Raw genomic sequence first — 13,200 nt, forward strand, 5'->3', positions numbered from 1 at the left:
CTGCACCGTGCATGGCTCCTTCTCCTCTGCCTGCTCGCGTCGTCCCTGGTGGCGACGTCGCCCCTACACGCACAGGAGAACTATCTAGCGGAGGCCGCCTGCAGCGAAATGGCGCATGTCGAAGGTGATGCGGACGAGGCTCCCGCTGATGGCAGCCAGCCCTATCCCCATCAGCATGGCGCGTGCCACGGGCACAACGTCACGGCACCGGTCGCCTCTCTGGCGCTTCCGCCGATGCTGATCGCGCTCGATACGCCCAGGGCATCCGGCACATCGCGCCTCGCTCAAGGCATGGTCAGTCCAGCGCTCGAACCGCCACGCGCCTGATCCCGCGCGCCCGCGCACCCGCCCATCCTTGACGCTCGACCCGCGCGGACTTTCCGCCGGTCCTGGGAAGTTGCCCATGAAGCCCAATATCGCGGCCTTGCCGCTCCTGCTTGCCCTGGCCGCTTGCGGCGGCGCTAGCCAGCCCATTGAAAACAAGGCCGAGGCCGAAGCCAGCCATGGCGAGGAAGGCGTCGTTACCCTTACGCCTCAACAGATATCCACCGCAGGGATCGAAGTCGTCAGTCCGACGATCGGCGGCAACGGTGGCGCGATCGACCTGCCCGCGCTGCTGGCGAGCGATCCCCAAGCGACACGGATCGTTGCTGCCACCGTGCCAGGCCGCATCGTCGAGCTCCGCCGCAATCTCGGTGACAGTGTGACGCGCGGCGAGACGCTGGCAGTGCTGGAAAGCCGCGAGGCGGCGGGTCTTCAGGCCGAGGTGCAGCGCGCCGCCGCCGCCGCCGAGCTGGCGCGAACCACGCTCGCGCGCGACGAGGCTCTCTACGCCAAGGGCTTCCGACCCTTACGCGAAGTCGAGATCTCGCGCGCCGCCGCCAAACAGGCGAATGTCGCCCTGCAGCTCGCCCGCCAGCAGGTCGCCGCCAGTGGCGGGCGCGGCGGTAGCGACAACCGCATCGTCATCACCGCGCCGATTTCGGGGCGGGTCATCGCGCGATCCGCGGTGCTCGGACAGAATTTCGCGGCGGATGCGTCCGAGACCGAACTGTTCCGCATCGCTCGTCTCGATCGGCTGAGCGTCACCCTTTCCTTATCCCCTGCCGATGCCGGACGCGTACGGCCGGGCATGACGGTCGCGGTCGCCGCACCGGGGCGCGGCCAATCGGCGCGGATCAGCTTCGTCTCGCCCGTGCTCGATGCCGAAACGCGCCAGGTGCCCGTCATCGCGATGCTGGACAATCGCAGCGGGCAATGGCGCGCCGGCGAGCCGGTCACCGCCTCGATCCAGCTGCCAGGCACGAGCGACGGCACGATCCGGGTCCCGTCGACCGCCGTGCAGACAGTGGAAGGCAAGACCGTCGTGTTCGTGCGCACCGGCACCGGCTTTCGCGCGGTTCCGGTCACGCTCGGGCGGCAGGACGGCGCGATGGTCGTGGTGACCAACGGGCTCACCGGCCGCGAGCGGATCGCCGCAGCCAACAGCTTCACGCTCAAGTCCGCGCTCGGTGCGGCCGAAGCCGGGCATGAGGACTGAGCCATGATCGACCGCATCGTCACATGGGCAGTCGACCGGCGCTGGCTGGTCCTGCTGCTCACTACCGTCGCCGCGATCATTGGCGGCATCTCGCTCGCACACCTGCCGATCGACGCGGTGCCCGACATCACCAACAACCAGGTCCAGGTGAATGTCCTTGCGCCCGCGCTGTCGCCCGAGTTGATCGAAAAGCAGGTGGCCTTTCCGATCGAGACCGCACTTGCCGGGATCAAGGGGCTGGAAAGCACCCGCTCGCTTAGCCGCAACGGCTTCGTCCAGGTCACCGCGATCTTCTCGGATTCGACCGACATCTATTTTGCGCGCAGCCAGGTGCAGGAGCGGATGACGGCGGCACAAGAAGCGCTCCCCGCAGGCGTGAAGCCAGCAATGGGGCCGATCGCGACCGGCCTGGGCGAGGTCTATATCTGGACCCTGCGCTACGCCGAGCGCGCGCATGAACAGCATCGCCCCGGCGAGCCCGGGCTGCAGCCCGACGGCAGCTACATCACACCCGAAGGCGACAGGCTGGCGAGCGAGGCCGACAAGGCGACCTATCTCCATACCGTCCAGGACTGGATCGTCGCGCCGCAGATCAAGACGGTCGAAGGCGTCGCAGGCATCGACTCGCTTGGAGGCTTCGAGAAAGAATATCTCGTCGTCCCCGACATCCAGCGGCTCGCTGCATTGAAGCTGTCGCTGTCCGATCTCGCCGCCGCGCTCGAGCGCAACAATGTCGCGACCGGCGGCGGCACTGTGAACCGTAACGGCGAGGGCCTCGCCGTTCGCGCCGACGCGCGCATCCGCAGTCTCGCTCAGCTGCGCGGCACGGTGATCGCGACACGCGAAGGCGTGCCGGTCACGCTCGATCAGGTCGCCGAAGCGCGGCTCGGCCAGGGTGTCCGCATGGGCGCCGGTTCGGAGAATGGCCATGAGGTGATCACCGGCACCGCGATCATGCGGATAGGCGAGAACAGCCGTACCGTCTCCTCAGGGGTCGACGCCAAGCTCAAGGCGATCGCCCCTTCCCTGCCGCGCGACATCATGGTCGAGCCAGTGCTCGACCGCACCAGGCTGGTCAATGCCACCATCACGACCGTGGCGAAGAACCTCGCCGAAGGCGCGTTGCTGGTCATTGTCGTGCTGTTCCTGCTGCTCGGCAACTTTCGGGCGGCGCTGATCGCAGCACTGGTGATCCCGATCACCATGCTGCTCACCGGCTTCGGCATGCTGCGGGTCGGCGTCTCGGCCAACCTGATGAGCCTCGGCGCGCTCGATTTCGGGCTGATCGTCGATGGCGCGGTGATCATCGTCGAGAATGCGCTCCGCCGCATCGCCGAGCGTCAGCACAGCGAGGGCCGAACACTGGCCTTGCCGGAGCGGCTCGCCGTCGTCGCGGCCGCGGCGCGCGAGATGATCCGACCCTCGGTCTATGGCCAGGCGATCATCATCCTCGTCTATGTGCCGCTGCTGACCTTGAGCGGCGTCGAAGGCAAGACGTTCGAGCCAATGGCGCTGACCGTCATCATGGCGCTCGTCTTCGCGTTCATCCTTTCGCTCACCTTCGTACCCGCGGCGATCGCGGTCGCGCTGTCGCGCCCGGTCGAGGAGAAGGAAGGGAGCACAGTACGTTGGCTGCGGCGGCGCTATGAGCCCGGCCTCGACCGAGCGATGCAGCGGCCGAGCCTGACTATCGGCATCGCTGTCGGTGCGCTCGCGCTGGCCGGCGCCGCCTACACCACGCTCGGCCAGGAGTTCCTGCCGCAACTCGATGAGGGCGATGTCCTCGTCTCGGCCTTCCGCGTGCCGGGCACCTCGATCGAGCAAAGCCAGAAGATGCAGGCGCAGATCGAGCGCGCCCTTGCCGGCATGCCCGAAATCAAGACGGTCTTCTCGCGAACCGGCACCGCGGAAGTCGCATCAGACCCTATGCCGCCTAATGCCACCGACACGTTCATCATGCTCAAGGATCGGAAGGATTGGCCCGATCCTTCCGAAGAGAAAGCGGCGGTCGTCGAACGGATCGAGGCACGGCTCGCCCAGGTTCCCGGCCATGCCTATGAGGTCACGCAGCCGATCCAGATGCGGTTTAACGAGCTGATCGCCGGCGTGCGATCGGATGTCGCAATCAAAGTGTTCGGCGAGGACTTCGCCGAGATGAACGCGACCGCTGCGAACATCGCCGGCGTGCTCCGCCGCACGGCTGGTGCCGAGGACGTGAAGGTCGAGCAGACCGAAGGTCTGCCGATGCTCGACATCGCCTATGCCCAGGACCGCGCCTCGCGGGTCGGGGTCAGCGCGCAGGATGTCGCCGACACGGTCGCCACAGCGGTGGGTGGACGCGAGGCGGGTCGAATCTTCGAGGGCGACCGCAGCTTTCCGATCGTCATCCGCCTGACCAACGCGGCGCGTGCCAATCTGGAGACGCTCGGTCAGACGCCCGTGCCGACACCGGGCGGCAGCTTCGTCCCGCTCGCCTCGGTCGCCGATATCCGACTGATCGACGGCCCGAACCAGATCAGCCGCGAGAATGGCAAGCGGCGCGTGGTGGTGCAGGCCAATGTCCGCGGCCGCGACGTGGCGAGCGTCGTCGCCGATGCGAAAGCGGCGATCTCAAGCAAGGTGCAGCTTCCCGCGGGCACCTGGCTTGAATGGGGCGGCCAATTCGAGAACCTGGCTTCCGCGCGCGACCGGCTGGCCCTGGTGGTGCCGGCATGCTTCGTGCTGGTCCTGCTCCTGTTGTTCGGCGCGCTCGGCAACATGCGCGATGCCGGAATCGTGTTCACCGGCGTGCCGCTGGCGCTGGTCGGCGGCGTACTCGCGCTGGTGCTGCGTGGCATGCCCTTCTCGATCTCGGCTGCTGTCGGGTTCATTGCACTGTCGGGCATCGCGGTCCTCAACGGGTTGGTAATGCTGACCTCGATCCAGCAACTCGTGGCCGAAGGGCGCGATCGCGTGACCGCGGCACGGGAGGGCGCGCTTGCCCGGCTGCGTCCGGTGGCGATGACAGCGCTGGTGGCGAGCCTGGGCTTCGTACCGATGGCGCTCGGCCACGGCGCCGGCGCCGAGGTGCAGAAGCCGCTGGCAACGGTGGTGATCGGCGGGTTGATCAGCGCTACGCTGCTCACGCTCTTCGTGCTGCCGACGCTCTATGCACGTTTCGGTAGCACGAGCCCCACAAGGTCCAATTCATAGCGGCCAGGTCGATGCGGCTATAGCTGGCGAGCGACACGCTGATTTCCTTCGCGTGCTCCCGTAGAGAATTTCGAATGTGCTCCACGAACGGGAGCCATTTTCTGGTTTTGGGTGCTCTCGCGCCTGAATCCCCCTCGCAAGGGTCTCGCGGTGAAAAATTTTCACTATTGTATTGAACATCTTACGGTAGTTTTCTGAGATTGTCCCCTACGTGCAGTTCGATAGTAGAAGCGACAGGATCCGTTTGCGACCTTCCCGGTCGGCCTTCTGGAACATCCGCCTGGCGTCTTTGGCGACGCAGATCGGTCGAATCCCTTCGTCCAGATAGCCGTGATCGGCGTCCTTGCGCCGTTCCAGCTCCCGAATGATCTTCCGCTCGTCCTGCTTGTAGTCGGCGATCAGCCAGCCGAAAATCGTCGTCGATCTTGCCGTCGATATTGTCGATATAGGCCAGCTTCATGCGGTTGCGGATATCGTCCTGCTCGCCGCCAAACCGATCGGCGTCACAAGTCAGCGTGGCCCGATCCGAACAGCAATCGCGCCAGGTCGCCGACGCCGTCGACCACCAAATGTGCGCGCTGCGCCTCGGGCGCGGCGGCCCATTCTGCCGCGCTGGTCGTGCCGGTCGTGACGCCGATTCCGATCGCGCCGCCGGCGCGCGCCATGACCGTTTCCACTTTCGGGTCGTCACCGACCACCGCCACGCGATCGACCGGCACGCCAAGCCTGGCGGCGACAAAGCGCAAGGCGGCCTGCGACGGTTTGCCCGTCACCTCGGGTTCGATTCCGGTCACGCGCGCAACAGCGCCGCCGATCGCGCAACTATAGCCGAACGCGCGGCCCGATTTGCTGGCGAAGAAGGGAACATCCGACGCGCTGTAGAGCGCGGCGCCGTCGAGCACTGCCGCAGCGGCGGCGTGGATATGATCCATCGTGCACTGCGGATGCCACGCGATATAGACCGCATCGGCATCGGCATCGGCATCGCTGGGCGCACAAATGGTGACGCCTTCCGCCTCCAGCGCCGCGACCACGCCGTCGGTGCCAAGCACCATGACCCGCTCCAGCCCGCGCGCCTTGAACAGGCCGGCGGCGACGCTGTTGGGCGTGAACAGCCGGTCGTCGGCGATCGGCAACCCGAGCGCGCGCAGCCGCGGCGCCTGCTCCGACGCGGGATAGGCGCTGCCGTTGGTCAGCGCGACGAACGGCATGCCGCGGCGATCGAGCTCGGCGAGCAGCTCGGCCGCGCCCGGCAGCACCTGATAGCCGCCAAGCGCGCGATCGCTCAGGATTAGCGTGCCGTCGAGATCGAACATCACGCCGGCAGGCGCGGGAAACGCGTCAGTCACCGGCTGCCTCCAACTCGAGCCGGAAGCCGGGCCGCTCGACCGTGACGCGCGTCAGGTCGCTCCGTGCCAGCAATTGCTCGACCAGCGCCATGACCGGCCGCACCGCCGGATCAAAATCGCGCGGCGCGGGGCCAGCGGCCTGCATCGCATCGATCATTACCCCGGGCATGGTTGCACGGAGCAGGAATTCCTCGTCCGACAAATGCGCGCCGACCTTGCGGCGAAGGTCCGGCAGCGGCGCCATGGCCGGCTCCACTTCCAGTTCGCGTGCGCGCGGCGACGACAGGATGTGGTCCATCACTTGCGGATCGATCGGGCGATTGGGACGGCCGAACCGGCCAATCGCATAGCGGATCACCTCATCGGGGATCGTCGCATAGCGTTCGGCGCCCGTCACGTTCATCACCGCCTGGGTCTGCAGCATCTGCGCGAACGGCGTCATCACGATCGGCCAGCCCAGTTCCTCGCGGACGCGGCCGAGTTCCTCGATCACCGCGCCTTCGAGGTGCGGCACGCGGTGGTCGGCAAGGTGGCGGCGCATCGTGCCGACCATCCCGCCGGGCAATTGGTGGCGGACGTAGCCGGCATCATAGGCCATGGGCGCGCCGGTCGGCAGCCCGTCTGCGGCGGCGAGCGCGGCGAAATAGCGTGCGACCTCGGCCACCGCGTCATCGTCGATGGCAACCTCGTGCCCCGCCTCGCGCAAATTGCGTATAGTGCGCTCGATCGGCGGGTTGGACGTGCCGTCCGCCGCGCCGCCGCTCGCGCATTGCAGCGCCGATACGCCGAGGGCGGCGCTTTCGACATAGGTGCGGTCGGCCAGCCCGATCGTGCAATGCGCGTGGAGTTCGAGCGGTTTGCCGCCGATCTCCGCGATGATCGCCGGGATCAACGTGTTCGCCCGCTCCGGCGTCAACAGCCCGCCCGGGTCCTTGATGTAGAGCGCATCGATGTCGGGGCTCGCCGCCATCGTCCTGGCCGCCTCGGCATAATGCGCGTCGTCGTGGATCGGGCTGAGCGTGAAGACCAGCGCGCCGACCACCTGGTCGCCCCCGCCCTGCTTGACTAGCCGCGCGGCGTCGACATTGGCGGCGGCGTCGTTCATCGGATCGGCGAGCGCGAAGCGGCGGATGCCGTTGCGCGCCAGCGTGGCGAAAGCGAGCGCCATGAAATCGGGGCTCGCGGTTTCCCACGAAATGAAGCGGAAGCCGGTCGAGAGGAACTGGAGCGGCGTGGTTGGACAGGCCGCCGCCATCAGCCGGATGCGCTCCCACGGATCCTGCTGCTTGTAGCGCACCGCGACACCCATATGGGTCGAGGTCGTGAAGTCGATCGCGGCATAGCCGGCACGCTCCATCACCGGCGCGATCGCGAGCGTGCGCGCGGTGTCGACGCCGAGCGCTCCCCATAGGCATTGGTTGCCGTCGCGCAGTGAGGTTTCGACGAGGCGGATGGTAGCCATCAGGCGGCAGCCTTCGCACGATCGAGGAACCGCGCGAGAAAGCCGGTATCGACTCCCCCGCGCGCGAAGTCGGGATCGGCGAGCACCGCCTGCTGGAAAGCGAGGTTGGTCGCGACGCCCACGATCCGCGCATCCGCCAGAGCAGTCCGCAGGCGAGCGAGCGCGGTGGCGCGATCGGGACCGTGCGCGATCACCTTGGCGATCATCGAATCGTAGAAAGGCGGGATGCGCGCGCCATCGACGATATGCGTGTCGACCCGGATGCCCTCGCCCGCCGGCCAGCGCACCGCGGATATTGCGCCGGGCGATGGCGCGAAATCACGCTCCGGATCTTCGGCGTTGATGCGGCATTCGATCGCCGCTCCGGCGCAGACGATGTCCTGCTGGGCCATGCCGAGCCCATTGCCATCGGCGATCGCGATCTGCTCGGCGACCAGGTCGATGCCGGTCACCGCCTCGGTCACCGGATGCTCGACCTGGATGCGTGCGTTCATCTCTAGGAAGTAGAAGGCGTCGCGCGGGACGTCGTAGAGGAACTCGACCGTTCCCGCGCCACGATAGGACAGCCGCGCGGCGAAGCGGATCGCGGCGTCATGCATCGCCGCACGCGTCGCGGGTGGGAGGTGCGGCGCGGGCGTTTCCTCGACCAGTTTCTGGTAGCGGCGCTGCACCGAGCAATCGCGCTCGCCGAGGTGGATCACGCGGCCCTCGCCGTCGCCGAGCACCTGCACCTCGATATGCCGTCCTGACCGGACATAACGCTCGAGATAGACCCGCGCGTCGCCGAATGCCGCCTCCGCCTCGGCGCTCGCCATATCCATCGTCGCGGCGAGATCCTCCGCTTGTTCGACCAGCTTCATGCCGCGCCCGCCGCCGCCGCCCGCCGCCTTGACCAGCAACGGCATACCGATCTGCTCGGCCAGCCGGCGCGCTTCATCGGGAGAGGCCGCCGCGCCGCCCGGAATGATCGGCACCCCGGCCGCTTCGGCCGCGGCGCGCGCGCGCAATTTGTCGCCCACCGCCTCGATCTGGTCCGCGGTCGGGCCGATGAAGATGACACCCTCGGCTTCGCACAAGTTCGCCAGATCGGCGCGTTCTGACAAGAATCCATAACCAGGATGGATTGCGTCGCATGCGCTTCCCAGAGCTGCCTGGACTATAGTCTCGACGCGGAGATAGCTGAGCGCCGGTTGCGCCGGGCCGAGACACAGCACGCGATCGGCCATCTCGGCGCCAAGCGACGCGCGATCCGCCTCGGACACGCCGAGCACCGTTTCGATCCCGAGCGCACGGCACGTGCGCAGGATGCGGACCGCGATCTCGCCGCGATTGGCGACGAATATCCGCCGGATCGCCATGACTCAGCAGTCCGGCCGGACAAGCAGCAGCGTCTCGCCATGCTCGACCAGTTCGCCGTTGCGCGCCAGTATCTCGACCACCTTACCGCTGACGCCGGCGCGCGCGGTGTTCATCAGCTTCATCACCTCGATGATGCCGATGATCGTATCGGGCTCGACCCGCGCGCCGATCTCGACGAACGGCGGCTCGCCGGGGCGCGGCGCGCGGTAGTAGATGCCGAGAAGGGGCGACTTCACCTCGACCAGTCCGACCTCACGCGTGGCGACCTCGGGAGGTGGCGGTGGCGCGGCCGGTGCCCCCGGGGCGAGCGGCGGCGGTGCAGGCCGAGCGACAGGCGCGGCCCCGTCGCGCACCAGATCGAGCTTGAGCCCGTCCATCTCCAGGCTCAGCCGGTCGAAGCGCGAGGCGTCGAGCAGCGCGATGATCCGGTCGACATCGGCGGCGGTCAGCGTCATCGCCGCCCCCCGAACACGCCCATGATGTGCCCGAGCGGATTCGCCAGCGGTTCGGCGACAGGCGCCGCCGCCCTGGTCGACCAGATCGTTTCCGGCCGGCTCTGGAGCAGCAGCACTGCACCGTCGCGGTCCACCGCCCATTCGATGTCCTGCGCGGCGCCGTAATGCCGCTCGACGCGCCGCCCGATATCGCGCAGCGCCTGCAGCGTGGCGTCATCCAGGCACGGCGCATGCCGGCGATCATCGGGCACCGGGCGCTCCTCGAGGCCACCGCTTACGAGCGGGCAATGTTCGACATGCTTGTCCGACACTTCGCGGACCGAGATTTCGCCGGTAATCTTGCCGAGCACCCAATGGTCGGGCGTCACTTCGCCCGACACCACTGCCGAACCGAGCCCCCAGGCCCCTTCGATCGTGACGACCGACTTGTCGCCGGTGGTCGGGCTGCGGGTGAACATCACGCCCGCGGCGCGCGCGTCGACCATCTGCTGGATCACGACCGCCATCGCCACCCCGGCTTCGGGAAAGGATTGGCGGCGGCGATAGGTGATGCTCTCGACCGAATAGAGGCTGCCCCAGCATTCGCGCACGCGTGCGACCAGGTCGGCGGCGTCGATCACCCACAGGAAGGTGTCCTGCAGACCGGCGAAGCTCGCATCGGCCGCATCCTCGGTCGTCGCCGAGGATCGCACCGCGACCGGCGTCTCGCGCTCGCCGGACAAGGTGCGATGCGCGGCAAGTAGCGCCTCCTCGACCTCGGCTGGCATCGCTTCTTCCTCGACGCGTCGGCGCAGGTCGCGCGATAATGCGGTGACCGCGGCCAGGTCGTCCGGATCGCACGTCTCGATCCTGGCGCGGACCGGCGCGCGCGCTTCCAGCGCGGCGAGGAACAGATCGAACGCACGCGTCGTCACGACAAAGCCGGGCGGCACCGCGATCCCGGCGCGGGTCAGCTCGCCGAGGCTGGCGCCCTTGCCCCCCCCGATCGGGCGATCGCCGATGCCGAGATCGGCAAACCAGGCGATCGCGTCAGCCATGGTCGGTCACCCCTTCCTCATCGAGGATCGTGACGATTCCCCTGCCACCGTCGACGCGGATGCGCTGCCCGGTGCGGATGCGTTGCGTCGCCGATCCCGTCCCCACCACCGCCGGCAGGCCATATTCGCGCGCGACGATCGCCATGTGGCTCATCGACCCGCCGATGTCGGAGACGGCGGCGGCGATTTTCTGGAAGATCGGTGCCCAGCTCGGGTTGGTCACCTGACAGACGAGGATCTCGCCCTGGCGCAGCGTCCCGATCTCCGCCGCCGAAGTGACGACCCGGGCCGGCCCCTCGACTACGCCCGAAGACGCCGCGAAGCCTTTCAATTCCCGGCCGTCGTCATCGCCGTCCTCGGTCAGCCAGCGATCGAGATTCTCGCGCGTGATGCCCCACAGCATGACGATTGCGGGATCGTCGATCACGTCGGGCACGACGCCCAGCGCCGGTGGCACTCGGTGCTCCGACCATGAAGCGATCGCCGCCCTGCGCTCGGCGACGATCGCCGGCCAGCGCTGAGGGCCCAGTGGCCGCGATCCGCTCGACCAGGCCAGCGACAGGTCGACGATCGCGCTCTCCAGTTCGTAATGGGTCAGGTGGAAGACGTCGGCTTCCTCCGCGAAGAAACCGTGCCCGGCGAGCAACGCGCCGAACTCCCTGATCTTGTTGAAGAACAGGTTGGTGTACCAATGCTCGCAATAGAATTTGTGCCCCTCGACATAGGGGAAGACGCGATGCGCCAGCGTGATCAGCTGGTCATAGGTGGCGCGATCCGCGTCGCTGTCGAGCAGCTCGCGATAATCCGCGACCAGCTGGTCGCGCTCGCGGATCAGCTGCGCCACCGGGCGGTCGATCGCCTCGCCCGCCCGGAGCTTGGCGATATAGCCGGGCAGCGCCGAGAAAGGCATCGACAGATCGTCGTTCCACGACCGGTGATAATGATAGAAACCGTCGCCGACATTGACGTTGAACCACGGATCGCGGCTCGTCTCCAGCTCGTCGCGCCAGGCGGCACCGCTGTTGCCGAGCGCGTCGAGGCGCGCGAACACCTGGTCGACGGTCATCCCCTCTTCGAATATGCCGTCGATGCCGAGCTCGACCGCGCGCCGCGCCAGCCGCCGCACTTCCTCGTCGGGGCGGAAGATCTCCGCCTCCATCCCCGCGACCATGCGGCTGATCGTCTGGTCCGAAATCTCCGGGAACGCGCGCTTGCAGAAGTCGAAAAAGGTCAGATAGGCGCCATAGCCGAGCAGCAGGAACTCGAAATGGTATTGCCACATGCGGTAATAGCCATCGAGCTGCCGGCGATAGGTGTCGAGCAACGCGTGGTTCGACGCGATGCCCTTGCCGCTATGCGTCGTCTCGATCGGCTCGATGTCGGGAAGCTCGACCCTGGGCAGGTCGTTCGCCTCGTCGATCAGCGCCTTCATCTTGACCTTCCACTGGTCGTAGAGGCGCTCCCAATTCTCATAATAATAGAACGCGCGCTGCTGAAAGAGCTCCAGCCGCTCGGCGATCTCGGCGGGATCGGTCACCGCGACGCCGCCGATATAGACGCGACCGTTGACAATGCGGTGATCGATCCCCTTGGTGGTGGGCAGGATGTGGACGCGGGTGTTGAACGCGCCGAGCGCGCAATAAGCGGCTTCCGCCGTCACCATGTCGAAATGGTGCATCGGCTCGGGGAAATGCATCGAATTGTAGAACCAGAAGCGCTCGTCGTCCTCGGGCACGAACTGGGTGTAATAGGGATAGGCCGCCTGCGCGGCTTCGGTCCCCGGCACCACCGCGACCGAGCTCGGCAGCGGGAAGCTCTTGATCTTGTCTGCCATCGATCCTCTCGCCCCGTCCGGCGCCTTGTGGCGCTCCGGGACCGGGACCCTAGTGCGCGGACGGCACGAGCGAGTAGGATTCGCGCGCAACGATCATGGGACAAATGCGCACGATCAATGTTCCGTTCGCCAATCGCGCGGCGATACGCCGAACCGCTTGCGGAACTGACGTGCGAAATAGCCGGGATCGAGGAAGCCGCACCGGAACGCGATCTCGGCGATCGAGACATGCTGACCGTGCGGATCGACGAGCAAGTCGCGGGGGGGGGCGCGCGTCCGCCAGCGCGGCGCGATGCCCGGCGGGAACCGCGTCCTCGGCATCTCCCACCAGCGTCAGCAGCGCACCGATCCGCTCCGCGAGAAGCGGCCGCAACCCGGGGCTGTCGTCGAGATGACGCACCATCGTCTCGATCAGACTGCCGAGCGGTGCGCCCCAGCCGTTGCGCGCCGATAGCGGCCGCGCGAGCAAGGCATCGGGATCGGCGACCCAGCGCTCGACCCAGGCGCGCGGCATCATCAGGTCGAGCGCCTCGTGCGGCTGGTCCATGTCCATTTGATAGAAGCGGGTATTGTCGAGCAGCACGAATTCGCCGGGACCGAGCGTGAACGACGCACCGGCAATCCGCGTGTCGAGCGTGCCGCGCCGCGAATAGACCAGCTGGATCGAGGGCGCCGCGCTCCCCGCGCTGCCGCTGCCGCGATGGACGACGCGTTGCGCGGGCGCGAGCAGCTGGAGTAGCCGCAACTCGCCGAGCCCGTAACTGCGCCATCCCGCGGCGAAGGCGTCGCTGTCGCGCACGCTGATATCGATCGGCGCGATCGTGCTGGCGGCCCATTCCTGCCATTGGTCGATCGCATGGCGCGTACCCAGCCCGCGCGACGACCAGCGCATGTCGGGCAGAACAGGAGCGGTCGTGGGCAGCATCATCTCTCCACGACCGCGACTATGCCCCAGATCGCGCCGCGCCGCCA

General features: G+C 67.4%; 10 protein-coding genes. 3 read left to right on the top strand and 7 right to left on the bottom strand.

The genetic code is table 11. From position 1 onward, the window contains the following. The first annotated feature begins 48 nt into the window (after window positions 1–48). From AC1DSD_RS12440 to AC1DSD_RS12450, 3 genes are all read left to right on the top strand, one after another. Window positions 49–327, top strand: a complete 279-nt coding sequence (locus tag AC1DSD_RS12440) for a hypothetical protein (protein WP_478030415.1) — start codon at window positions 49–51, stop codon at window positions 325–327. Between the two features lie 76 nt (window positions 328–403). Next, on the top strand, window positions 404–1,540 hold the full coding sequence (locus AC1DSD_RS12445) for an efflux RND transporter periplasmic adaptor subunit (RefSeq protein WP_478030417.1): 1,137 nt from the start codon (window positions 404–406) through the stop codon (window positions 1,538–1,540). Window positions 1,541–1,543: 3 nt separating this feature from the next. Continuing rightward, window positions 1,544–4,732, top strand: a complete 3,189-nt coding sequence (locus tag AC1DSD_RS12450; RefSeq protein WP_478030419.1) for an efflux RND transporter permease subunit — start codon at window positions 1,544–1,546, stop codon at window positions 4,730–4,732. Between the two features lie 503 nt (window positions 4,733–5,235). On the opposite strand, the gene AC1DSD_RS12455 is transcribed toward AC1DSD_RS12450, so the two are convergent. The 7 genes from AC1DSD_RS12455 to AC1DSD_RS12485 are packed head-to-tail and all read right to left on the bottom strand — an operon-like array spanning window position 5,236 to window position 13,153. Further along, complete coding sequence (locus AC1DSD_RS12455; RefSeq protein ID WP_478030421.1) at window positions 5,236–6,081, bottom strand: HAD-IIA family hydrolase; 846 nt, start codon at window positions 6,079–6,081, stop codon at window positions 5,236–5,238. Then, entirely contained in the window at window positions 6,074–7,543 is a 1,470-nt protein-coding gene (locus AC1DSD_RS12460) for a biotin carboxyl carrier protein (protein WP_478030423.1), read from the bottom strand. Before AC1DSD_RS12460 ends, AC1DSD_RS12455 begins: the two co-directional genes overlap by 8 nt. After that, window positions 7,543–8,901, bottom strand: a complete 1,359-nt coding sequence (locus AC1DSD_RS12465; protein ID WP_478030425.1) for an acetyl-CoA carboxylase biotin carboxylase subunit — start codon at window positions 8,899–8,901, stop codon at window positions 7,543–7,545. Before AC1DSD_RS12465 ends, AC1DSD_RS12460 begins: the two co-directional genes overlap by 1 nt. A gap of 3 nt (window positions 8,902–8,904) precedes the next feature. Continuing rightward, entirely contained in the window at window positions 8,905–9,357 is a 453-nt protein-coding gene (locus tag AC1DSD_RS12470; protein ID WP_478030427.1) for an acetyl-CoA carboxylase biotin carboxyl carrier protein, read from the bottom strand. Next, window positions 9,354–10,394: a PEP/pyruvate-binding domain-containing protein gene (locus AC1DSD_RS12475; RefSeq protein ID WP_478030429.1), complete on the bottom strand. Its 1,041-nt coding sequence runs from the start codon at window positions 10,392–10,394 to the stop codon at window positions 9,354–9,356. The genes AC1DSD_RS12470 and AC1DSD_RS12475 overlap by 4 nt, the downstream gene beginning before the upstream one ends. Beyond that, window positions 10,387–12,228 carry a PEP-utilizing enzyme gene (locus AC1DSD_RS12480; RefSeq protein ID WP_478030431.1) on the bottom strand — a complete coding sequence of 614 codons (1,842 nt, stop codon included), beginning with the start codon at window positions 12,226–12,228 and terminating at the stop codon, window positions 10,387–10,389. Before AC1DSD_RS12480 ends, AC1DSD_RS12475 begins: the two co-directional genes overlap by 8 nt. 49 nt (window positions 12,229–12,277) lie before the next feature. Beyond that, complete coding sequence (locus AC1DSD_RS12485) at window positions 12,278–13,153, bottom strand: AraC-like ligand-binding domain-containing protein (protein WP_478030432.1); 876 nt, start codon at window positions 13,151–13,153, stop codon at window positions 12,278–12,280. Between the last annotated feature and the right edge of the window lie 47 nt (window positions 13,154–13,200).

The organism is Sphingomonas sp. P4_D12, assembly GCF_056401895.1.

Coding starts and splice junctions, on each gene's coding strand:
- AC1DSD_RS12445 (WP_478030417.1), top strand. CDS start 404: ATGAAGCCCAATATCGCGGCCTTGCCGCTCCTGCTTGCCCTGGCCGCT.
- AC1DSD_RS12450 (WP_478030419.1), top strand. CDS start 1,544: ATGATCGACCGCATCGTCACATGGGCAGTCGACCGGCGCTGGCTGGTC.
- AC1DSD_RS12460 (WP_478030423.1), bottom strand. CDS start 7,543: ATGGCTACCATCCGCCTCGTCGAAACCTCACTGCGCGACGGCAACCAA.
- AC1DSD_RS12465 (WP_478030425.1), bottom strand. CDS start 8,901: ATGGCGATCCGGCGGATATTCGTCGCCAATCGCGGCGAGATCGCGGTC.
- AC1DSD_RS12470 (WP_478030427.1), bottom strand. CDS start 9,357: ATGACGCTGACCGCCGCCGATGTCGACCGGATCATCGCGCTGCTCGAC.
- AC1DSD_RS12475 (WP_478030429.1), bottom strand. CDS start 10,394: ATGGCTGACGCGATCGCCTGGTTTGCCGATCTCGGCATCGGCGATCGC.
- AC1DSD_RS12480 (WP_478030431.1), bottom strand. CDS start 12,228: ATGGCAGACAAGATCAAGAGCTTCCCGCTGCCGAGCTCGGTCGCGGTG.
- AC1DSD_RS12485 (WP_478030432.1), bottom strand. CDS start 13,153: ATGCTGCCCACGACCGCTCCTGTTCTGCCCGACATGCGCTGGTCGTCG.